The 22,388-nt window shown below is 41.8% G+C and carries 25 protein-coding genes and 1 pseudogene; 7 read left to right on the top strand and 19 right to left on the bottom strand.

Features of this window, described 5'->3' with window-relative positions; translation table 11 throughout:
* Positions 1-26 precede the first annotated feature (26 nt).
* The 5 genes from V1497_RS15125 to V1497_RS15145 all read right to left on the bottom strand — a co-directional run bounded on the left by V1497_RS15125 (position 27) and on the right by V1497_RS15145 (position 4,769).
* Positions 27-491 carry a hypothetical protein gene (locus V1497_RS15125; protein WP_349408354.1) on the bottom strand — a complete coding sequence of 155 codons (465 nt, stop codon included), beginning with the start codon at positions 489-491 and terminating at the stop codon, positions 27-29.
* 16 nt (positions 492-507) lie between these two features.
* On the bottom strand, positions 508-1,101 hold the full coding sequence (locus V1497_RS15130) for a sulfite oxidase-like oxidoreductase (RefSeq protein WP_349408355.1): 594 nt from the start codon (positions 1,099-1,101) through the stop codon (positions 508-510).
* Positions 1,102-1,227: 126 nt separating this feature from the next.
* Positions 1,228-2,550 (bottom strand): Na+/H+ antiporter family protein, encoded by a 1,323-nt coding sequence (locus V1497_RS15135; protein WP_349408356.1) that lies wholly within the window; start codon positions 2,548-2,550, stop codon positions 1,228-1,230.
* A gap of 272 nt (positions 2,551-2,822) precedes the next feature.
* Entirely contained in the window at positions 2,823-4,325 is a 1,503-nt protein-coding gene (locus V1497_RS15140) for a leucyl aminopeptidase (RefSeq protein ID WP_349408357.1), read from the bottom strand.
* A gap of 57 nt (positions 4,326-4,382) precedes the next feature.
* Entirely contained in the window at positions 4,383-4,769 is a 387-nt protein-coding gene (locus V1497_RS15145; RefSeq protein WP_349408358.1) for a DUF309 domain-containing protein, read from the bottom strand.
* A 116-nt stretch (positions 4,770-4,885) separates the two neighbouring features.
* Here V1497_RS15145 and V1497_RS15150 point away from each other — a divergent pair, with 116 nt between their 5' ends.
* Together V1497_RS15150 and V1497_RS15155 are read left to right on the top strand one after the other, a co-directional pair.
* Entirely contained in the window at positions 4,886-5,368 is a 483-nt protein-coding gene (locus tag V1497_RS15150) for a divergent PAP2 family protein (protein ID WP_349408359.1), read from the top strand.
* Between the two features lie 12 nt (positions 5,369-5,380).
* Positions 5,381-6,202 carry a cobalamin-binding protein gene (locus V1497_RS15155; protein WP_349410846.1) on the top strand — a complete coding sequence of 274 codons (822 nt, stop codon included), beginning with the start codon at positions 5,381-5,383 and terminating at the stop codon, positions 6,200-6,202.
* A gap of 78 nt (positions 6,203-6,280) precedes the next feature.
* Here the strand turns inward: V1497_RS15155 and V1497_RS15160 are convergent, their stop codons facing one another.
* The 5 genes from V1497_RS15160 to V1497_RS15180 all read right to left on the bottom strand — a co-directional run bounded on the left by V1497_RS15160 (position 6,281) and on the right by V1497_RS15180 (position 9,962).
* Complete coding sequence (locus V1497_RS15160) at positions 6,281-6,976, bottom strand: 3D domain-containing protein (RefSeq protein ID WP_349408360.1); 696 nt, start codon at positions 6,974-6,976, stop codon at positions 6,281-6,283.
* A 356-nt stretch (positions 6,977-7,332) separates the two neighbouring features.
* Positions 7,333-7,656, bottom strand: coding sequence for a YuiB family protein (locus tag V1497_RS15165; protein ID WP_349408361.1), 324 nt, complete (start codon positions 7,654-7,656; stop codon positions 7,333-7,335).
* 119 nt (positions 7,657-7,775) lie between these two features.
* Positions 7,776-7,913 carry a YuiA family protein gene (locus tag V1497_RS15170; RefSeq protein ID WP_349408362.1) on the bottom strand — a complete coding sequence of 46 codons (138 nt, stop codon included), beginning with the start codon at positions 7,911-7,913 and terminating at the stop codon, positions 7,776-7,778.
* A gap of 141 nt (positions 7,914-8,054) precedes the next feature.
* Positions 8,055-8,540 (bottom strand): NUDIX hydrolase, encoded by a 486-nt coding sequence (locus tag V1497_RS15175; protein ID WP_349408363.1) that lies wholly within the window; start codon positions 8,538-8,540, stop codon positions 8,055-8,057.
* Positions 8,541-8,762: 222 nt separating this feature from the next.
* Positions 8,763-9,962, bottom strand: a complete 1,200-nt coding sequence (locus tag V1497_RS15180) for an NAD(P)/FAD-dependent oxidoreductase (RefSeq protein WP_349408364.1) — start codon at positions 9,960-9,962, stop codon at positions 8,763-8,765.
* Positions 9,963-10,243: 281 nt separating this feature from the next.
* Here V1497_RS15180 and V1497_RS15185 point away from each other — a divergent pair, with 281 nt between their 5' ends.
* The gene (locus tag V1497_RS15185) at positions 10,244-11,236 is read left to right on the top strand and encodes an NAD(P)/FAD-dependent oxidoreductase (protein ID WP_349408365.1); all 993 of its coding nucleotides are present in this window, start codon (positions 10,244-10,246) and stop codon (positions 11,234-11,236) included.
* A 485-nt stretch (positions 11,237-11,721) separates the two neighbouring features.
* On the opposite strand, the gene erpA is transcribed toward V1497_RS15185, so the two are convergent.
* The 6 genes from erpA to V1497_RS15215 form a co-directional block, all read right to left on the bottom strand.
* A complete protein-coding gene (erpA, locus tag V1497_RS15190; protein WP_414703573.1) occupies positions 11,722-12,093 on the bottom strand; it encodes an iron-sulfur cluster insertion protein ErpA in 372 nt (123 codons plus the stop codon).
* Between the two features lie 57 nt (positions 12,094-12,150).
* On the bottom strand, positions 12,151-12,327 hold the full coding sequence (locus V1497_RS15195; RefSeq protein ID WP_349408367.1) for an aspartyl-phosphate phosphatase Spo0E family protein: 177 nt from the start codon (positions 12,325-12,327) through the stop codon (positions 12,151-12,153).
* Positions 12,328-12,402: 75 nt separating this feature from the next.
* A complete protein-coding gene (dapF, locus tag V1497_RS15200) occupies positions 12,403-13,284 on the bottom strand; it encodes a diaminopimelate epimerase (RefSeq protein ID WP_349408368.1) in 882 nt (293 codons plus the stop codon).
* Positions 13,285-13,301: 17 nt separating this feature from the next.
* A complete protein-coding gene (locus tag V1497_RS15205) occupies positions 13,302-13,532 on the bottom strand; it encodes a hypothetical protein (RefSeq protein WP_349408369.1) in 231 nt (76 codons plus the stop codon).
* 240 nt (positions 13,533-13,772) lie between these two features.
* On the bottom strand, positions 13,773-14,993 hold the full coding sequence (locus tag V1497_RS15210; protein WP_349408370.1) for a NupC/NupG family nucleoside CNT transporter: 1,221 nt from the start codon (positions 14,991-14,993) through the stop codon (positions 13,773-13,775).
* A 286-nt stretch (positions 14,994-15,279) separates the two neighbouring features.
* Complete coding sequence (locus V1497_RS15215; protein WP_226547054.1) at positions 15,280-15,516, bottom strand: YuzB family protein; 237 nt, start codon at positions 15,514-15,516, stop codon at positions 15,280-15,282.
* Positions 15,517-15,661: 145 nt separating this feature from the next.
* Between V1497_RS15215 and V1497_RS15220 the strand changes: the two are divergent.
* Together V1497_RS15220 and V1497_RS15225 are read left to right on the top strand one after the other, a co-directional pair.
* Positions 15,662-15,784 (top strand): annotated as a pseudogene (locus V1497_RS15220) (TetR/AcrR family transcriptional regulator); the annotation flags it as partial.
* Between the two features lie 459 nt (positions 15,785-16,243).
* Positions 16,244-17,311 (top strand): NAD(P)/FAD-dependent oxidoreductase, encoded by a 1,068-nt coding sequence (locus V1497_RS15225; RefSeq protein ID WP_349410847.1) that lies wholly within the window; start codon positions 16,244-16,246, stop codon positions 17,309-17,311.
* A 46-nt stretch (positions 17,312-17,357) separates the two neighbouring features.
* Here the strand turns inward: V1497_RS15225 and V1497_RS15230 are convergent, their stop codons facing one another.
* Positions 17,358-17,882, bottom strand: a complete 525-nt coding sequence (locus V1497_RS15230) for a hypothetical protein (protein WP_349408371.1) — start codon at positions 17,880-17,882, stop codon at positions 17,358-17,360.
* Between the two features lie 395 nt (positions 17,883-18,277).
* Between V1497_RS15230 and V1497_RS15235 the strand changes: the two genes are divergently transcribed.
* Positions 18,278-19,732: a hypothetical protein gene (locus V1497_RS15235; RefSeq protein ID WP_349408372.1), complete on the top strand. Its 1,455-nt coding sequence runs from the start codon at positions 18,278-18,280 to the stop codon at positions 19,730-19,732.
* Between the two features lie 260 nt (positions 19,733-19,992).
* A complete protein-coding gene (locus V1497_RS15240) occupies positions 19,993-20,214 on the top strand; it encodes a NifU family protein (protein WP_221566648.1) in 222 nt (73 codons plus the stop codon).
* A 73-nt stretch (positions 20,215-20,287) separates the two neighbouring features.
* Here the strand turns inward: V1497_RS15240 and V1497_RS15245 are convergent, their stop codons facing one another.
* Entirely contained in the window at positions 20,288-21,262 is a 975-nt protein-coding gene (locus tag V1497_RS15245; protein WP_349408373.1) for a D-glycerate dehydrogenase, read from the bottom strand.
* Positions 21,263-21,350: 88 nt separating this feature from the next.
* Positions 21,351-22,370 carry a spore coat putative kinase YutH gene (gene yutH / locus V1497_RS15250; RefSeq protein ID WP_349408374.1) on the bottom strand — a complete coding sequence of 340 codons (1,020 nt, stop codon included), beginning with the start codon at positions 22,368-22,370 and terminating at the stop codon, positions 21,351-21,353.
* Positions 22,371-22,388: the final 18 nt, after the last annotated feature.

Below are 22,388 nucleotides of genomic sequence, written 5' to 3' on the forward strand. Positions count from 1 at the left end.
GGATTGCCTCATGGTCTTTCTAACATTTATGCCATTACTTCATTTAAGGATTTTAAATCGTTCTCAAATACTTCCCGGTCTTCCTTCTTATTAATCTCCTTCCCAGAAGCGACGGCGAGTTCCATGTATTCCTTGAATTTTGTTTGATCATCAGCTACGAAGGATGCACGAGCCAATGCTTCATAAGCGTATGCCAAATCGAAATCTCCGATCCCGTTTTCTTTACAGTGCTCAAGAGATAACTGTGCGTGGAACGTCGCTCTTTCTGGAACTTCAAGAAGTGAATATACTCTTGAAATTTGCCATTCTCCTCTAGCAAGATTGACTGGTTCTCCAACGATTCCCCAATGATAACGTGAAGCATGGGAGGAATGAATCATATTCACATCATCTACCTGTGTCCGGTTGTCATTCTCCATAAGATCCCATACTTTATTGAATAAATCGACTGCGCACTTCCGATGAAACGTATGTAGGTCCTTGTTATCCATTAAACCCCTCCTCGTATTAATCCCAACTGAACCTTTCTTCCTTCCAAGGGCGTCCGAGCATATGATAACCATTTCTTTCCCAAAAGCCTGGCTTGTTTATCGCCATGAATTCGATTCCCCTCACCCATTTCGCACTTTTCCAGAAATAGAGATGTGGGATGACAGCTCTTAACGGAAAACCATGCTCAGGAGTCAAGGTTTCTCCATTATGCGTATGGGCTAATAAGCTCGATTCCTTTAGAAAGTCCTCAAGGGGCAAGTTGGTTGTCCACCCTTCTTCGGCGTGGATAAGAACATAATTCGCTGTCGAGGCGAGCTTTACCTTTTTCATAATTTCCCTTGTCGCGATTCCTTCCCATTCATTATCAAGCTTTGACCAGCCTGTAACACAATGAACATCATTTTTCAGAGACGTTTGTGGTAAGTTCAATAGATCTTCGTAGGATAGAATAACTTCTTCTTCTACTGACCCAAATAGCCTTAAAGTCCATTGATCCATATTCTTGTAGTAAGGTACATTTCCGTGATGTAAAACAGGCCATTTCTTTGTTACGACTTGATTTGGAGGTACACGTTCCGAACCTTTCTCCCGCTCTTTACCGAAATACATACCCTCACGCCCAATCTACATGATTTATCTTCATGTTACTAAATCAAGAAAGGAAATCCTAATGGAAAGGAAATAGGCGAACCCAAATGTGTCAAACACAATTGAGTCCGCCTCCTTTTCCGTTCATCACAGGATTAGAATAGCGATCCAACCGAAAAGAACAAGTGGAATATTGTAGTGTAAGAAGGTTGGGACACATGTATCCCAAATGTGGTTATGCTGGCCATCTGCGTTCAAACCAGCTGTCGGTCCCAGTGTGCTGTCTGATGCAGGTGAACCCGCATCCCCTAAGGCCGCAGCCGTTCCGACAAGGGCAACAATCGCTAGCGGACTAAACCCTAATTCTTGAGCGAGCGGAACAAAAATAGTTGCTATGATTGGAATCGTTGCGAAAGAAGAACCGATTCCCATCGTAACGAGAAGACCGACCAGTAACATCGTTAATGCAGCAAGGACCTGGTTTCCGTCAAAAAGAACAGCAGTCTGGTTTACAAGCGTTTCAATATCTCCCGTTTTCCTCATTACTTCTGCAAACCCTGCAGCCGTAATCATGACGAATCCGATAAATGCCATCATTTTCATTCCATCTGTGAAGATGACATCTGATTCTTTCAGAGAAAAGGAACCTGTAAGGAACAAAATAACAATGCCTGATAGCGCCCCTAGAATCATGGATTCAGTCATAATCTGCACAGCTACCGTCCCAATGATGGCGAGCACCGCAAATCCTATCGATCGTTTCGTATAATGGGATGGAATCGACTCACTCTCATTCGCTATGTCACGATCTTCATACGTACGTGGTTTACGATAAGTAACAAACAGCGCAATCAATAATCCGATGACCATACCTGCAACTGGCAGCGCCATCGCTTTTGGAATCATCGTCATGTCGACGCTAAGTCCGCTTTTCTCCATTTCCTTTTGGAGAATTTGATGGAAAATCAATCCGAATCCGACTGGTAACAAAATATAAGGCGCAGTCAGACCGAATGTAATGGATGAAGCTAACGCTCTTCGATCCATTTTCAATTCATTGAATATCAACAATAATGGTGGCACCAAAATGGGTATGAAAGCGATATGAATCGGAATCAGATTCTGTGAAAAAATTGAAATCGTCACTATGATAAATAAGAGCAATGCTTTAGATAATGCCTTCTTTCTTGTATCCCCTTGTTTCTTCGTCACCTTCAGCGCACCAGAAACAAGGAGCTCAGGCAGTCCTGTTTTAGAAAGACCGAGCGCAAATGCACCAAGCAAAGCGTAGCTTAAGGCTATGGTTGCATTGTTTCCTAGGCCTTCTGTAAAGACCGTAATGGTTTCATTCAATCCAAGTCCGCCGACTAAACCACCAGCAAGCGCACCGATTGCAAGTGCTAAAACGACCTGAACTCGGAGCAAGCTCAGTACGAGCATGATGAGTACAGCGATAACAACAGCGTTCATGTTATGACCTCCAACGAAAATGCTTTATCTTGATAAATCACTAATGTATTAAAACATGACACAATTTATCATGATTTTTGAGAAGTGTCAATCCTTTCTTCTCACATTTCCATTGTTTACTAATAAAGCTTAAAACATTATTGAAGTAGGCTTTTTAAAAAATGTACTTGAATGTGAACAGCTTCAGGCGGACGCTTTCCGCGGGTTAAGCCTTAGAACAAAAAAAGAACCTCCTCCGTTTTAAACGAGAGAGGTTCCTTTTATAAATTAAGTTATTTTTTCGATTCGAATTTTTCAACCAGTTTTACGATTGAGCGTGTCATCGCGCCGGTTGCTCCTTTAGGACCAAGATCGTTGCTCTTATTGCTGTAGGCTGTTCCAGCGATGTCCAAGTGAAGCCAAGGTGTTTCACCGACAAACTCTGCAAGGAATGATCCTCCCTGAACCGGATGAGCAGGTCTGCCTGCTGAATTGACGAGATCTGCTACATTACTTGTGCGAAGAAGCTTTTTGTATGGTCCAAAGTATGGTAAACGCCATACATATTCTCCAGCTTCATCAGCTGACTGTTGGAGCATATTGAAGAATTCATCATCATTACTCATGACACCTGAGGCAATGTCTCCTAAAGCGACCACAACACCCCCAGTAAGGGTAGCTAAGTCGACGATGTAGGATGCGCCTTGTTCTTTAGCATAAGTAATGGCATCAGCTAAAATCAGGCGACCTTCAGCATCTGTGTTCGTCACTTCAATGGTCTTTCCACTCATGGAAGTGAGCACATCTCCAGGCTTCATCGCTGATCCGTTGATCAAGTTCTCACTGGATGGAATGACAAACATGATGTTTACATCAGGCTTTAAGTGACCGATCGTTTCCATCGCACCTAAGACCGCTGCGCTTCCACCCATATCTGATTTCATTTCATGCATATTCAATGCTGGCTTCAAGGAATACCCACCCGCATCGAATGTGAGCCCTTTTCCAACAAACGTAAGGACGTCGTCCCAGTTCTCTTTTGCTTTATATTTGACGACAATCATCTTCGGTTCTTGATCTGATCCCTGGCTGACGGCCAGAAGGGCGCCCATTCCTAACTCGAGCATATCCTTTCGCTCCAAAACATCGTATTCGAACCCGTGTTTTTTCGCGATATCGACTGCTTGTTCAGCGAGATCTGTCGGTGTCAATAAATTCCCTGGTGTATTGACCAGGTCTCTTGCCACGTTCGTCCCTGCAGCATAGGCTTCTCCACTTTTAATTCCACTCTCAACAAGCTCAGCATTTTCATCTGAATGGACCTTGATGGATGCGAGTGTATAACGCTTTTCATTTTTTCGCTGTTTATAATCATTAAATTGGTAAGTCGCAAGTAAGAATGCTTCAGCCATAGCGTGCACAGTCTGTTTGAAGTCTACTGCTTCAGATGTAAACGAATCCAATGCAACCGAGATATCCTCTTGTTTATGCTGCTTCAATTCCTTTGCTGCTTTTCCAAATGCTTCACTTAGTGTTCGGTATGTAAGATCCTTACGAAGACCAAGACCGACAAAGTAAATACGTTTCGGTCCTAAAGCACCAAATGTATGAATTCGGGTCACTTTCTTCAACTTAGCTGACAGATCTTCATTCTTGAACAACTCTGTAATATGACCATCCATTGCATTGTCTATATCACTTGTAAGGCCCGTCGGCTTCTTATCATCCGAATAGATCCCGACGACCAAAGTTTGCATATCTTGTTTTAAATCTAAACCTTTTTCGACTGTAAACATCGAATTCCCCCTATGTTTTATTTTTATTCTTACATTATATCTGAATATTTCGATAACCTAAACATCTTCTTTTAAATACAGATAAATTTCCGGTAATGACGGGAGTTGACAGACTTCTTCAAACGGAACCGTATCAACTTTCTCAGGAATCGTATTCAGACATGCCCTGGCATAGGTACTTAATTCAACCGTATCCAATCCCCAATAAAACCGGGGATATGGTTCAAAGCATTCAAATGCACGCTTGAACATGAGCCTCGCCCCTTTTACATTACCATATTCATAATGATAAATCGCGACTGACAACTGCAACAGACCTTTTAAGAAAAGGTTCTGTTTGTCCGTCATCCATATTTCCTCAATCAAATCATGACACGTATAATAATCTCCTTCGTTAAAATGAATGAAAAACTGATAATACGCCAACGGATAATCCGTTTCCATGAGAATGCCTCCTCTGTACGGTATCTCGTGCATACCTTGGACGTAATCCGGGTAATGATTAGCTATACAATATGGTACACTAATATTAATTGTTTGTAAGAAAGGAAGTTGCTTTCTTGGACGCATTATTAACGAATTTTCCATTATGGTGTTCTATTTTTGCAATTTTGTTTGCTCAAGCCATCAAGATCCCGATCATGTATATTTCTACGAGGAAGCTTGAATGGAACCTCTTTTTCAGTACGGGTGGAATGCCAAGTTCACATTCCAGCGGCGTTACCTCGCTTACGACGTCAATCGGCTTGATTGAAGGAGTTGGATCGCCACTATTTGCGATTACCGCTGTCTTCAGTATCATTGTCATGTATGATGCGAAGGGCGTCCGTTGGCAAGCAGGTGAGCAGGCAATCGTACTCAATCAGTTGGTCAGGGATTTCCAGCACCTTACAAAAGAAATCAAAAACTGGCCAAAGAAAAATGAAGAGGAAAAAAGACGAGAGCTGAAAGAGTTGTTAGGGCATCGCCCAAGTGAAGTCTTTTTCGGAGCTCTTCTTGGCATCGGTTTGAGCTTTGCGATCTACTATGGATTCATTGCATAAGGGGGGATTATGATCAGGCTCGTTTCGATTTGCCCCAGTAACACAGAACTTGTTGCCTATCTTGGATTAGCACCTTTTCTCGTTGGAGTGGATGACTTTTCCGATTGGCCTGAAGAGATTGACGGTTTACCAAGACTGGGACCGGATTTGGATATTGATATGGATAAATTGGAGGCACTTCAACCGGATCTTGTCTTAGCCTCCTTAAGTGTTCCAGGAATGGAAAAGAATATTGAACGATTGAAAGAAAGAGGGATCCCCTTCCACATCTTCAATCCGAATTCACTGGAAGAGATCGGTGACGACCTTCTGACATTAGGGCGTTTAACCGGTCATGAAAAACGCGCAGCTGAAGTCGTTTCAGACTATAGAAAAACGATTGAGGAGTATCGTCGGATATCAAGGACGATTGATGAAAAGCCCTCGCTTTATTGGGAATGGTGGCCGAAACCGGTATTTACTCCAGGTGGCGTGAACTGGCTGACTGAAATCAGTGAGCTGGCTGGTGCTAGAAACCTCTTTTCAGACGAAGAGGTTGCAAGTGTGCAGACGGACTGGAAAACAGTGAAGGAAAAGGACCCGGACCATATTTGTCTTGTTTGGGTAGGTGTGCGAACGAACAAGGTGAATCCTTCTCTATTGGATAAACGTCGTGAATGGGATGAGATGAAGGCGATGAAGACGGAACAGGTTCATGTACTCGAAGAGCCTTACTTTTGCAGACCTTCTCCAAGACTATTAATCGGTCTCCAGAAGATCGCTTCGATTGTCCACCCTGAACTCTATCCAGACTTCAAAGAGCATGGACAGGATCCCTTGTTAAAACAAAGGTAACGCAGAAGAAGTATAAAAATTGGAATAGGAAAGAGGATGCCCCATCGATATGGAGCATCCTCTTTTTACGTGCTTGAATTACGTATCATTCGGCTTGAACATTTGCTCTCTGAATACTTGCATAGATTCTTGTTCATTGAGTTCTGTCAGTTCTTTTTCTGTCAGCTTTCCATTTCCTCGTTCAATAACATAGACATCAAGGGTCTTCTTGCCCCACTGGCTGTAGACATCCTCTACCTTCTCATAGTACAGGTCAATTTTATGCTGCTTGATTGCAGAGCCTGTATCTGCTACGACACCAAATCCGTAGCCTGGAATCCATAGGATACTACCAATCGGGAAAATGGACGGGTCAGCAGCGATTGTGGAGTAGAGGTCCCGGCGAACCTTGACCCCGGATTTTGTAATTCCATATGCCGGATGCGCCTCGGTCTTACCGGTGGATTCGATACCTGCCGTATACCCAGTGGCCACGACATTCACCTTCGGATAACGCTCTTTTATGGATTCTTCTAGTGATTTCTCTTTAGCAATTGCACTTGATGATAGCTTCAATGGATTGTTGCTTGATCTTAGTATGTTTCTAACCATTGAGCTTGTCCGCTTTTTCATATGCTGAATCGCTTGCGCATCAATCGTAAATTCCTTTGCGTTCGTAACACTCAAGAGTCCAGAGGCTTCAACTCCTGAAACCTTACCTAATGTAGTGAATAGCGCAAGCACGAACAAGAAAATCATAAGAGAGCGTTTCAGAATTGTTTTGCTTAATTGCATCACTTCACTCCTCTCACGCCTAATCCTTTCCAAAAAGGCCGATAAATATTCATGCAGCCAACCAAAAGTCAAAATATACAGAATATTCGTGGTGTCTGACACCGTTTCCGAACCCTTATGTATCAACGCTTCTTGGAAAGTGCCTGACACCGTTTTGGATCTCAGGCCCTTCAACGGTTCCCGTGAAGTGCCTGACACTTCCAAAAAAGTGCCAACATTTAAGGTTAGTACCACTTGGAGCTTAAAAATAAACATAAAAAAGGCTGTCGAGCAATCTCGACAGCCTTTTTATGTTGATCTTATGCGTATTTGGTTTGTTGATATGGTTGTTTATTACCTTACTAAGAGGTAATCTTCTAGAACATTTGGTACCCGCGGACCCTCAACATCTTAATTGAAATGCCGGATAAAATCGCGCCGAGCAACCCGAATAATAGAACTAAAATATCGGAAAAGTGCAATTGAATCATATTACCCATCAAATCTTGGAAGGTTGTTCCTGGTGCTGTGAAGTAATCGAATAATCGTGCATCATCTATAATCATCACGACAACCACAGGATAAATAACAGCCATGATCCAAGTCATTCGTAATAACATATTGAGCAAAAAGCCGATTCCAAAAAACAAAACCATAAACAGCAGCATGGAAATGATCAAAGTTGGAATGGTTAACGGCATACTGGTCACCCCTTTATATCCAATGACTAGTTTACTGTATTTCCTATGATACAGTCAATGCCACTGGATGGGGAGGGTGGTCACCGCACTCACATGTTCAAAAACCTGTCATAACTTCCTTAGTTGTGTTTCCTTCCGCTTCCACCACAATGGTCACATGTTTCAGATCCACCTAACAGTAATTGGAAATACCCTACCCCTTTGCAATACTTACACGTTACAGTTTGAGGATTACGATGCTTTTGTTCTTTATTCATGCTAGACACCTCTTTTGATTGAATTTTCTGATAATATACCAACTAAACTTTTTTTTGAAAAATCTGATATTTGACCGAATTCCTGCGTGTAAACGGATACAATTGGTTTTTTCTTATGATTAATATGTTTTTTGAACGTTTTTAATGCATGTTGAAGATTTTATAACTTGTGTATCCAAATTGAGTTCCAGGGTTCAAATCGTGTGTCGAAAAGCCGTTTTTGGCGTTCGTTTGACCAAGAAAAAAGTGAATCATGAGAGACGAGGAGGGGTCATTTAATAATTTTGTCTTAGAAAAAAATCCAACCTCCGAAATTTCGCTTTCCTGTGCTTTCAATTCGCCACCAATCGCGTCCATTTCAAAAATCACCATATTATCGCTGATTTCGTCACTAATGACTCCCGATCGGATCCCCGCAATCCCTTTGATTTCAGCCAATATCCCGGTTTCCTCTAGAACTTCACGTTTGACCGCTTCATCAATTGTTTCTCCTTCATCAACAAAACCAGCAGGAAAAGACCATTTCCCTTTCAGTCCGCCATATTTCTTTTTTACGACGAGCCACTGGTTATTATGTTCGATAATACCTGCAACAGACAACCATACTTTCTCCCTTTTTCTGCTCATTCTGATTCCTCCCTACTTACAAACTGTCTCTATAAAGAAAATATAGACCAAATTTAGAAATTATAGCTCAGATTCAGGAATTATAGCTCAAAATCCAAAATTATAGCCCAGATTCAGGAATTATAGCTCAAAAACCAAAATTATAGCCCAAAACCGTCATCACTATGTAAAAAAAGAGCGAAGTCGTGGCTACGACTTCACTCTTATTGTATCAAATATGATTTAGAATAATTTAAGCTTCCCTTTTTTCACGACAAGAGGGATTCCGCCTAGTAGATAGAGGTAACGGTTGTCGATGATTTTCTTCATCGCTGCAGCTGTTGCACCATAAAGTTTCTTATTTCCGACTTTACCGATCGCTTCACCTTTACCAAGGGATGCAACGGTACCTTTAATGTCTGGCACAAATGTTTCGAGCTTGCCACCATTGATCAATGCTTTCAAGTTGCGAGCGACCGTGAATGCTTGCTGGATCGCGATTTGAGCAGTCGGTGGGTATGGACGGTTGATCTCTTCGTTGATGATTAATGCACAATCTCCGACGATGAAGATATGATCCTTACCTGGAGCGCGAAGATCCTTTTCAACCTTGATTCGACCACGCATCGTTTCAAAACCGGAGTTTTCTACGATGGAGTTTCCTCGGATACCAGTTGTCCATACGATTGTGTCCGCTTTAATTTCTTCCTCTTCAAGAATTACACTGTCTTCAGTAACTTCTTTAATCGGTGCGCCTAGCTTGAACTCTACGCCTTTACGCTCAAGAAGATTCACTGCATACTCGACAAGCTCTTCATCAAATCCAGGAAGAACAGTTGGAGCAGCTTCTGCACAGATCAGGCGTACTTTTTCACGTGGTACGTCAAATTCTGCACAAAGCTCTGGAATTCGGTCTGCCATTTCACCAATGAATTCGATTCCTGTAAATCCAGCACCAGCAACGACGATGTTCAGCATGCCTTCAGAAGGATTGTCTTCATTGTTGTAGCTTGCGAACAAATACTCGATGTGCTCACGGATTTTACGAACCGTATCAACACTGCGGATGTTGAACGCATAATCTTTAACACCAGGAATTCCGAATGTTTCAGATTCGAAACCAAGACCGATGACAAGATAGTCATAGGTTAGTTCGCCATTTTCCATCTTGACCGTTTTATTTGCATCATCAATGGATACGACGGTATCTTGAACAAAGTTGATTCGGTTTGTATCAATGACATCCTTGATCGCCATGCGTGTACGATCGTGATGCAATGTACCTGCAGCCGGCTCATGAAGCCATGTTGTTTGATAGTGATAGTTATGTTTGTTGACGAGTGTAATTTCTGCTTCGTTCATCCCAAGTTCTTTTGTGAGACGAGTCGCAGTCATAATTCCGCCATAACCTGCGCCGAGAATGACGATTTTTGGTCTACTCATATCTCTCATCCACCCTTTTTTGTATGTTTTAAAATTGGACAAAGGCCTACCGTATATAGACTGAATTTAAAAGTTTGTTACGTATTTCACGTACTCTTTCGTAAATTGTCACAAAATATCCGTAATTGTCCCATTGTCAAGTGTAGTGCTTTTTAAACGTTTTTTCAACCCGTTTCTAGCGACTTTTTTTGAAGACCTTCCTATTACACAGTTTTTCCCTTTTCTTAACGCTTTATTAAGCTTATAATAATTACAACAGTAAACTGGGGGTGTAGAATGATATGACCGAGCATCAAGATGTCTACGACGTTACGATCATAGGTGGAGGACCGACTGGGTTGTTCACCGCATTTTATGGAGGCATGAGACAGCTAAAGGTAAAAATCATCGAAAGTATGCCTCAATTAGGAGGTCAATTAGCGGCTCTCTATCCTGAAAAATACATATACGATGTGGCAGGATTCCCTAAAGTTCTCGCACAAGACCTTGTCAACAATTTGAAAGAACAAGCTTTCCAATTCAATCCATCTGTTGCGCTTGAACAATCCGTCCAGGAAGTTGAAAGAACGGAAGACAACATTTTCAAATTAAAGACGGATAAAGAGACGCATTATTCGAAGACCGTCATCATCACAGCAGGTGTCGGCGCTTTCCAACCGAGACGATTGGAGCATGATAATGCGAAAAGCTTTGAAGGGAAAAATCTGCATTACTTCGTAAATGATATCAATGCCTTCGCTGGTCAGAAGGTCGTCGTATGTGGTGGTGGAGATTCCGCTGTCGACTGGGCGAACATGCTGGAGCCGATTGCAAAGGAAGTCACACTCACGCACCGTCGTGATAAATTCCGTGCCCACGAGCACAGCGTCGAGCAATTGATGAATTCAAACGTGCAAATCAAAACACCGTTCCAAGTGAAAGAAATCATTGGCGATGAAAATGGTGTGAAGAAAGTAGTCCTTCAAGAATCCAAAGGGGAAAAAGAAGAAGTCATTGAATGTGATTCCATGATCGTCAATTATGGATTTATTTCCTCTCTTGGACCAATCAAAGAATGGGGACTTGATATCCAGAAGAATTCAATCGTTGTTAACTCCCGTATGGAAACGAACGTCCCTGGTATCTATGCTGCAGGGGATGTGTGTACGTACGAAGGGAAAGTCAAATTGATTGCAACTGGATTTGGCGAAGCACCAACGGCGATCAACAATGCAAAAGCATACATCGATCCGAAAGCAAAAGTACAACCGATGCACAGTACAAGCTTGTTTTAATATTGAAAAAAAGCTCCGAAAGCATTCGGAGCCTTTTTTATGTTTAAGTACCCTGTTAAAACATCCAAGTTTGATTACCAACGAAATTCACGACACTCCTGCGGGAACAGCGAGCCAGGCAAGACCCCGCAGCGAAAAAACTAAGCCTAATGCTAATGAGCGAGGAGGCTTGCGGTTCGCCCGCGGAAAGGGAGTGAATTTCGGACTAATCAAACAATCCTACAAAAAGCCTTCAGCCCATACAAGGACTGAAGGCTTTACATGGTTTACAAGTTGTAATACAACAAAAAAGCAAGTAATCCAATAAAAGGAATGGCTAAAATGAGGCCGTATACGAAGTAGTTGGCGTTCATGATCTTACGGTCGCGGGCAGACTTGTCGTCCATAATGCAGTCATCTCCTTTTTACAGTTAGTATGACCAATTCCCGCGAAAATAAATAAAGAGTTGAACCCTTCTGCAAGGTTCAACTCTTTGTAATAACTGTCAGCACTCTTCAGGCGTACCAGCGTTCGTCGCTGTCTTGAACGAAGAACCGCAACCGCATGATGCGATGGCGTTCGGATTGTCGATCGTGAAGCCTCCGCCCATCATATTCTGTTTATAATCAATCGTTACACCGTCGAGAATTTTCACACTGTCAGAATCTACAACGACATTGATGCCGTGTTGATCATATTTCGTATCACTATCCTGGACCTCTGTATCAAAGCCCATTCCATATGAAAGACCACTGCAGCCTCCGCCTTTTACTCCTACACGAAGATAAAGGTTTTCCTCTTCTTCAGCAGCCATCATTTGTTTAATCTGATTTGCAGCAGATTCTGTGATAATAATCAACAAGATCACTCCTTTCATACCTCTATTTCAAGTATACAGGTGCAGCTCTTAAAGCTCAACTTTCCCCGGTCCGATCTAAACTTCTTCCTTTAGCCGGAGAAGGTCATTATGCCGTCGATCGATCTCCTGGCTGTAATATAACACTTTCGGATGATTTAATCCTAACACACGAGCGGTCCTGATCATTTCAGTACGCAGACATTCGATTTGCTCATTGTACTTTTTGAAAAGGGTTGTTTTGGATGTCTTCATCTTGTGCCTACCACTCCTACATCACACCCCATTAATGAACGAAGTGTACTTTATACTTATATCGGAAAACGGTCTCTACTTATTGAATCCTTCATCTTCATAATAGTACGTACCTTCACAAATGGTGACGGCCGGACCAGTCATCATGACTTCACCTGACGATGTCCACGTAATGAATAAATCACCACCAGCTAAATGAACAGTCACTTCTTCATCACGATCAGCTTTTCCTGTTAAGACAGCTGCGACAACAGCTGCACATGCCCCAGTCCCGCATGCTTGCGTGACACCAGAGCCACGTTCCCAGACACGAAAATGCATTTCCTTATGACCTACCACTTCGACAAATTCAACATTAACCCCTTCTGGAAATCTTCGGTCTTTTTCTAAAACAGGGCCCATTGTACGTACAGGAGCCGTTTCAATATTTTCCACAAAAAAGACGGCATGAGGATTTCCCATCGATACACCAGTCATTTTAAAGGTTTCCCCATTAAAAAGAAGCTCTTCGTCCTTAATCAAGCCATGTGGATCGTTCTCATTTATCATAGGAAGATCTGAGCGCTTCAGTCTTGGCTCCCCCATATTAATCGTCACATTGTTCACACGTCCATCTTCAGGGTGAACATGCGCCTGCACAACGCCTCCTAATGTTTCGATTGAGAATTGTTCCTTCGTGACAATCTCATGCTCGTACACATATTTTGCGACACATCGTAAGCCATTTCCGCAATTTTTCGCTTCGGAGCCGTCGTTATTGAAAATCCGCATGGAAACATCCGCTACATCAGAATCTCCAATCAAGATCAAACCATCTGATCCTATGCCTGTATATGGATTGGAAACAGCGATCGCAATAGAGGATAAGGCTTCCTCTGATAAGTGTTCTCGAAACGTATTCACATAAATGTAGTTATTGCCTAGCCCGTGCATTTTGGTAAAAGTAAATTGGTTCATTGTATTCGTTCCTCCACTCAGCGCAACTGTTCCGTCGTCCAAAAGTAATCTTCATCTGCTTTCAGTATCGTCATTTTAGTATGACAGCATGGCATGATTAAGTAAGTACGGAAGCCTTCCATCGCATGCTGAAGGTCATCCTCTTTCATGTTCGTCAACACGTTATCCTCTTTGCAATACGGACATGTGTGGATATATATATCTTTCATCATACGCTCATATGGCCAAGTGTTCCGGAAAGAAGACATTCCCTTTTCCCCCTGCTCGCTTTCTTTATTTGTTTAGTATAATCACGTTTACGAATTCTGACAATGAATTGAATCGGCATGTAATAAAAACGTCACTTAAGTTTGTTTATAAAAAAAGCGAAAGGCAGCGACTCCAGCGTTGCTCGCGGAAAGCGTCCGCCTTAAGCTGTTCAAAATCACCAACAATAAAAAAACTCCCCGTTCAGAACGGAGAGTTTTCATTATTCAAGATCCATTTTATTAGATCAACATACCTGCGATTGCTGCACTTAGTAGGTTTGCAAGGGATCCAGCGATGATCGCTTTTACACCTAGTTTTGCAATGTCGTTACGACGGCTTGGTGCAATTCCACCAAGTCCTCCAAGAAGGATTGCAAGTGAAGATAGGTTCGCGAAACCACAAAGTGCGAAACTGACAACTGCAACTGTCTTATCCTTCAGTTCAGGAATTTCAGGTGCGAATGTAGAATACGCTACGAATTCGTTCAAGACAAGTTTTTGACCGATAAAGTTACCAGCGCGCACTGCTTCATCCCAAGGTACACCAACGATGAATGCAAGTGGTGCGAAGATATAACCAAGGATCAGTTCTAGAGAAAGTGCATCGTATCCGAACCATCCACCGATCCATCCAAGAAGTCCGTTCAACATTGCGATCAATGCGATGAAGGCAAGCAACATTGCACCAACGTTCAATGCAAGCTTCAATCCATCAGATGCCCCGCGAGCAGCAGCATCGATTACGTTGACTGTATCTGCATCTTTTTCCATTTTGATTTCGTCTGTTGTTTCAGATACTTCTGTTTCAGGCAAGATGATTTTTGCCATAACAAGTCCTGCTGGTGCAGCCATGAAGCTTGCTGCTAATAGGTACTCAAGCGGTACACCGAGCAAGCTGTACCCGATCAATACGGAACCGGCAACGGATGCAAGTCCCCCGACCATGACGGCGAAAAGCTCTGATTGCGTCATTTTTGCAAGATAAGGACGAATGACGAGTGGTGCTTCTGTTTGTCCTACGAAAATGTTTGCTGTAGCGGAAAGTGACTCAGCTTTACTTGTTCCAAGAAGCTTAGAGATCGCTCCACCAATCAAACGGATAACCCATTGCATAATTCCAAGGTAGTACAATACTGCGATTAAAGATGAGAAGAAGATGATGATCGTAAGTACTTGGAATGCGAAAATAAATCCGATTCCGCTATCTTCTGCAACCAATCCACCGAATAGGAATTGAATCCCTTCGTTTGCGTAGTTGACGATGTTTTGTACGATCATTGATGCTTGTTTCAATGCGGCTTTACCAGCTTCCCATTTAAGAACGATCAATGCGAATCCAAGTTGGATCGCGAGACCACCTAAAACGGTTCTTAAACTAATACTTTTCTTATTGTTCGATACAAGAAAGGCAATCAGCAGAATGGTGATTATACCACCGATCCCCCAAATGTATTGTTGCATAAACCCTTCACTCCCCTAATTTATTGTGAACGCTTTCTTTTTGCGTCGAGGTATGTTGTCTGACATCTAACATTCAACATAAATAATGTAACAGAATTCGACAAAAAAACAAGTGGTTTTATTATTTTCAGAATAGTTTTCCATGCTCCAATATCTTCCTGAAGCGTTTTCAAAAGTAATCTTATGGATAGAATCCCCTTCTTCCTAATAGATATCCATAGGATTTCGTGTTTAAGGTCACAAAAAAATCCCTACCTTAATTAGGCAGGGATTTCACTTTATAAGATTAAAACATCGGGTTTTCTTCTAAATATTGATAAATGTTGTCGACAAGTTCATCGGGCGTTTCCCCTGGTACATACTCTCCGTTTACCAAAGCATAAGGAGATCGGAAGCATTGCCCGCAATTTCCAAGACAACCGTATTCAATTACATCTAAATTCGGATCACGTTCAAGGACTTCTCGTGCGCGTTGAGATCCGTTTGCCAAGTTACTGACACAAAATTCGATGATTGGCCTCATCTTCAACCACCTTTCTTTCCATTCTTATCCTACAACCAACTTCGCATCTTCGTCAACTTCCGTGTTTTTATGTTGATTTATAAAGAATGTTGTAGTATTGTTACAATTTCGATATACTACAAATGACCACGGTCATATAAAGGAGATGCGGGAAGTGAACCGCAACAAAAAAAGGAATTATACAGAAGAAAGTATTATAAAAGCTGCACTCGAGCTTTTTTATGAAAATGGTTATGCGAATACGAGTGTTAAGGATATAACTGAAAAAGCGAAGATCGCCAAGGGGACATTTTTTAATTATTTCCCTACCAAAGAAGATCTCATGCAACATTTTGCTGAAGAAAGGTTACATACATTGCGTATTTTTCTTCAGAAAGGGTATATACTTTCCCAACCATTCAATAAGCAAGTGGAAGTCATGGTCGGGCATTTACTGACCTATTACGATCTCGATTCAGATTTCACAAAGGATCTTTGGGCGACTGTCATTCGTGAAGAAAGTCCGCTGGTAGAATGCTGGATGTTGATTTTAGAGCGAGGCAGTGTCCGAGGAGAATTAAGCTCACAGATTGATTTGAAGACCTGTGCACATATTTGCAACAGCCACTTCCATTATGTCCTATCGACCTCAACTGCTCAGGACACCAAAGAAACGCTGATCAACCGTGTGATGGCATTAATGGAATTAAGCATACAAGGATTTCAAGGAAAAAGGGGAAATGACGTAATGAAAAAACTGGTCATATTAGGTGCTGGATACGGCGGAATGAAGATCCTTCATGGATTATTGGATTCTTCCGATCTTCCAAAGGACATCCAAATTACCTTAGTGGATCGCTTACCATACCATTGCTTGAAAACAGAGTACTATGCGCTTGCTGCCGGAACGGTTTCCGACCATCATATCCGCGTACAATTTCCTGAAGATCCACGGGTTATCGTGAAGTACGGCGAAGTGACGGATATCGACCTGAAGAAGAAAGCGATCCATTTTGAAAAAGAAGATTCCATCGAGTATGACGATCTCATCATCGGTTTAGGCTGTGAGGACAAATACCATGGTGTACCAGGTGCTCCTGAGCATACATTGAGCATCCAAACGATTGATAAGTCACGTGAGACCTATCAACACCTTAACAATTTGCCTCCTAAAGCAGTCGTAGGAGTTGTCGGTGGAGGCTTAAGCGGAGTTGAACTGGCCAGTGAACTCCGTGAAAGCAGACCAGATCTCGCCATCAAGTTATTTGATCGAGGGGACACAATCCTTTCAACATTCCCGAAACGATTAAGCAACTATGTACAAAAGTGGTTTATCGAACACGGTGTTGAAGTCGTCAACAATTCTAATATTACGAAAGTAGAGCCGAAAGTCCTTTATAACAAGGATGAGCCGGTTGCATGCGATGCAATCGTCTGGACGGCAGGTATCCAGCCAAACCGGATCGTACGTAACCTTGATGTCGAAAAGGATGATTCAGGACGTGTTGTTCTCTCCCCGCACCATCATCTTCCGGATGATCCACACGTTTTCGTGGTTGGGGATTGTGCAAGCCTCCCTCACGCGCCAAGTGCACAGTTAGCAGAGGGACAAGGTGATCAAATCGTCGAGGTCCTGCTAAAGCTTTGGAAGGATGAGCCTCTAGGTGACCTGCCAAAGATCAAGCTGAAAGGTGTGCTAGGATCTCTCGGGAAAAAGCACGGCTTTGGTATGATGAAAGGAACGGCCTTGACTGGACGTGTTCCCCGCTTATTGAAATCAGGCATCCTATGGATGTACAAATATCATTCAAACTAAACCAATAAAGAAGCTGTCGTCATTCGACAGCTTCTTTTTAGTTAATCTACCAGTTACGGTGATACTTGGAAAGATGAAGGCCGTTAATTGTAACCATAATATCCTTTCCCATTATTTCTGCTTCTGGAAAGGAAATCATAAAACTCCTATTTCCAATTTCTCCTTCCACTGGAATGGACCGCTCCTTATCGAATACTTCGATTTTTAAATCCTTAAAGTCATTAGGTAAGGTTAGGATTTCTCCCTTAAAAATGTTCAGTTCATCTTCCAGTTCAAACTTCAACGAAGCTTCCCCATCCATGATGGTTATGCCTTCTAAAATGATTTCAGTATGCCCCTTCTTCAAAATCGGTTTACCATATGCGTAGTATCGTTCACCATTACTATCTTCAAAATCGGTGGACTGCACACGAAATGTATAACTGAACAAAACGGTATTATGCTTCTCCTCTAAAACGAACCCTTCCCCGTCTCTTATCTCTTTGTATGTAGGAAGCAGGTTTGACTGGAATGGTCCGATGTAGAGTAGCCAAACGCCAATGATAGGGATGATCCACAACGTCCTCTTCAAAAAAACACCACCATAAAATCACCACATCCTTTTCCATCTTAATTCTTAAGATTACTACGGAACAGTTCCTAGATATATTCGAAAAAAGTGCCACTTAATGTTCGGCTTTATTAAGGAAATATGATCTAAACATTTATAATGATACATATTTTTCCATTACTTTAGCACCTACTATCTTAAATCATATTGAAAAGAGATTTGACTGTGTATAAAATGGTTCAAAACATCTGTTGTCTATTTCTGTAAATTTCGTGCACAGGAACTATTTCCTAAATTCATATGTTGATTTATTTAGACAAAATCCTTTACATAAACCATTTTGGTGAACAAGGGTAAAACATTTGTCTAAAAGGAGGATAGTTGAAATCACCAAATAACTTTCAGGAGGGAAATTGATGAGAAAGTTTATTCAGCTGGTTATTGTTGTTCTATTGATGTTTGGTATGTTTGCACTTCAAGCCAATGATACTTTTGCATCTAAGAAAAGCAATGATAAAGTCATGACATTCAAAACCATGACGGGACATGTCCTAGATGGAAAAACGAATAAGTCAAAATTAAGTCAAGTTTTTCTCAGAAATTTCAGCATGACCCTCAACAACGGTTCATCAGAAATAAACGGAGATGTTTTGAATAAAAATCAAAAATTTGAATTATCTACGACCGGGTCTCTTTATCCCGTAAAAGGAAAGGGCGTGTATGCCAATAAGGTAATACTTGGTGAATATAACACGTCTTCTAAAATCAATTTGATACAGTTCAGAGTAGAAAAAGATGCTCGATCCACTCATTTAATACAGATGAATAAAGCCGATAAAGGAAAAACGATATTGTCTCTTACTTTAGAAGACATGGATACAGGTGATTTGTATGTTTTCCAAAAAACGATCAACACGAAAACATTCAACACACTATTAGAACGTGCAAACCAACATGTTGCTCTACAAAACCTCACTGAAAAGCAGCTAAATGAAAAGACCTCCTCCTTAATGAACTTCAATAACTTCAAAAAGAAAAATAAATCAAAAATGAAAAAATCAGAGAGTACAAAACAAAGCTTCGATTATGACTCTTCTACCGATAAAAATACGAAATCAGGATTTTCAGCGATGGCTGGAGCGTCCGTCAGCTATTACGATCTTGATAAAGTACTAAAAGATGTAAAACAATACGGAACGATTGATTTAGATAACTATAATGTTTCGCACAGTATTTTTAAAGATGGTGGTTGGAAGCAATATCATCAGTTGAGCACTCATCCTAGATTCTTCTATCACGCATCTACTCAAGAATACTCGGGGGCATATGGTTACTCCACTACTCAAATCAATTTTGTCGATGTAATCGCACAAACCTCTGGCAGTGACTCCTATGAGGTTCAGACGCAGCTTAAACACGCTATTATGCTTGACTATGATCATTACAGTCATGAATTATCAGTGGTGTATTACGCACTGGGATTGGAATTCAAAAATATCGAGCTAGCCATTAATAAGTTAAATGACAAGAATGTGTTCATTGACCGCTGGGTAAGCGGTATTCTAGAAGGTAGCCCAAGTTACGTAAAGGGCGCAATGTCCCTTGTACCATATGCCAGCACAGCTTATGGGTTATGGGATAATTTCACCACTAAAGAAACACATCAACTGAACACGCTTAAGACATTTGATAATACGTATGATAAACAATACCAACGACACAATGGAGAGGTCATAAGAGGGGTGTTAGGCGATTATAGCGGTTATTCCATGGAAGACGAGGGACAATATGCCATTCTAAGAGGTGGTATGTACACACCAACTACTTGGTCGTTGACATGGGGTTATTCATACACCGCATATAGCCGTTAAGTTGAGACTCACTCCCAATACTTTAAATCATTTACTTAAGGGCTGATTTCTAGCAATTGAAATCAGTCCTTTTTCTTATTTAGCCCGTACTAATTGAGAATGGCCCACAAAACATCTTTAACCTTCAAAAAGCTTGTCATTCCGCTCTTTATCAGGAGTATTGGAATATGGTACGATAAAAACATCAAAGAATCAGCTCTTAAAGATAGCATTTTTTATCAAAAATGATTATAATAAAGAATAGAAAGGGGTAGATAAGAATGCGTGAACAAGTCGAAGAGGTCCTTGATAAGTTACGCCCGTTCCTACTTCGTGACGGTGGAGACGTTGAGCTCGTCGATATCGAAGACGGAATTGTAAAAGTTCGTTTAATGGGAGCATGCGGAAGCTGCCCTAGTTCAACCATTACGCTTAAAGCTGGAATCGAACGTGCACTTCTAGAAGAAGTACCTGGCGTAACCGAATTAGAACAAGTATTTTAATGAATCGATCCAACATATAAAAAAACAAGGGGTTGTCCTTTCCGGACATCCCCTTTTGTTTTGCCGTCCATTCTCACCTGTTCCAGTTTACTGGGGTTTCAGGTTTTTCACCTAATAAAACATTTCGGATATTCCGGGACGTCAACCGGCACATCTCCATCCTCGTTTCAATGCTTGAGCTTCCGATATGCGGTAGGCAAACAACATTCGGAAGCTTCATGAGTGGGTGATCCTTTTGAATCGGTTCTTTTTCGAACACATCAAGTCCTGCTCCTGCAAGCTCCTTTTGTTCGAGCGCTTTTACCAGATCGTCTTCCACGACAGATCCTCCTCGTCCAGCATTGACGAAGATTGCATTCTTCTTCATTTTACTGAACACCTCACCATTAAACATTCCTGTTGTCTCAGGGGTCAAAGGTGTTAGATTCACAACAAAATCAGAGGTCTCAATCAATTCATCAAAGGATACATATTTTGCACCCAATTCTTGTTCAGCACGTTCATTTCTAGATCGGTTATGGTACTGGATATCCATTTCAAAACCGGTCGCTCGTTTTGCTACAGTCTCACCGATGCGGCCCATTCCGACAATACCGATTTTCTTATGATGGATATCATGCCCTGCAAGCAATAAAGGACTCCAATTCACCCATTTCCCATCAGCAATATAACGTTCTGCTTCAGTCACCCTTCTTGCTGCAGCCATCAGAAGCGCAAATGCTAAATCCGCAGTCGTATCCGTAAGAACATCTGGTGTATTGGTCACAATGACATTGTGCTCCGTTGCTGCATCAAGATCGATATTATCGTAGCCGACTGCTAGATTTCCGACGACCTTCAGGATTTTCGCCCTGTTCAACAACTCTCGGTCGATTTGATCGGTAAGCATTGTATATAAACCTGAAGCTTGTTCCGCTTCCTCCAAAAGAATATCCCTCGGAACGGGCTTGTCCTCATGATCCCACATTTTCACATCCGCTACTTCTCGGATTGCTTGGATTGTTTCTTCAGGAACTTTTCTGGTGATAAATACATAAGGGTTGTCCATTTCTACTCCACTCTCCTTGTCATAATTGGATATATGTACAGCAGGGGCGACCTTAAGACTAGTACTAACAAGGTCTACCCTACTCGAATTACGATTTGGTAAGCCAGCCGACAGGCTCGATGTTTACGACGCTCCTTGGTAACGAACTGATATTGAAGAAATTTTTCATGAAGGATTCATGGTTTTCTTCCACAGCCAGCACATATTTCAAGTTACCGAGCAAACTGTTTCGTTCATGGGATCGAGATGTATTGTAATACGATTCGACGACATCCAAATAAGTCGCTGGATACAACAGCCTTCCATAAAGGAGACGCCATCCTCCTCTAGTTAGAGGTTTCACTTGGGTGTAGTCATCTAAAAAGGATGCAATCTCACTCCCTGGTGCTTGTTGGGTTACAAGAAACCGAATGTATTCAGCTATATCCCGGACAGGATGATCGATGACTAGATTCATCGGCAATTTCATATATAGATTATGGTCTTCCTTGACTGGTATCCATGACCCTCCATGAAACCGCTCATGCGTTATGGTATAGCTTCCCTCTTCCTTCCCACCGCGATCCCACTCATAATCGACGATATATTGAATCGCATTTTCCGTCAAACCCTCATAGTACGGGAATGATTCGTAAAACAAAGCATCAAATTCACCTTGCGGACCATTGGCAGAAATGTGTTCGTACTTTTCCTTCAAATGATCCAGGCGTGATGCCCACAGGGTCACCCATTCATTGTATCGAAGTAAATCTTCACTCATCATGTTAAAATGCTCGCCCGCTTTATGGAATCGAGCGAGTTGCTTTCCGATCGTTCCCCTTTCCCCTTTTTCAAATTGCGGGAGTTCAAAAAGCAGTACGTCCTGTCCTTCTACCCTTGAAACCACCCTTCCCCTTTGGTTAGGGACCCAAACAGGCAGATCTTTTTCCCCTCTTTCCATCAAATACGATACGAGTGCTTGCATCTCTTGCAGATTTTGCTGATGGATATTTGGAGCAGGTACAAGAATATAGTATTTCCCTTGTGCTCGAAAGCCCTCGTATCCCCCAATATGAGTCTTCCGATCCACATATAGATTGAAATGGTGATATATTTCACGTTCTAACAATGGTTACACTCCCTCCCA

It is taken from the genome of Pseudalkalibacillus sp. SCS-8, assembly GCF_040126055.1.
Classification (GTDB): domain Bacteria; phylum Bacillota; class Bacilli; order Bacillales; family Fictibacillaceae; genus Pseudalkalibacillus; species Pseudalkalibacillus nanhaiensis.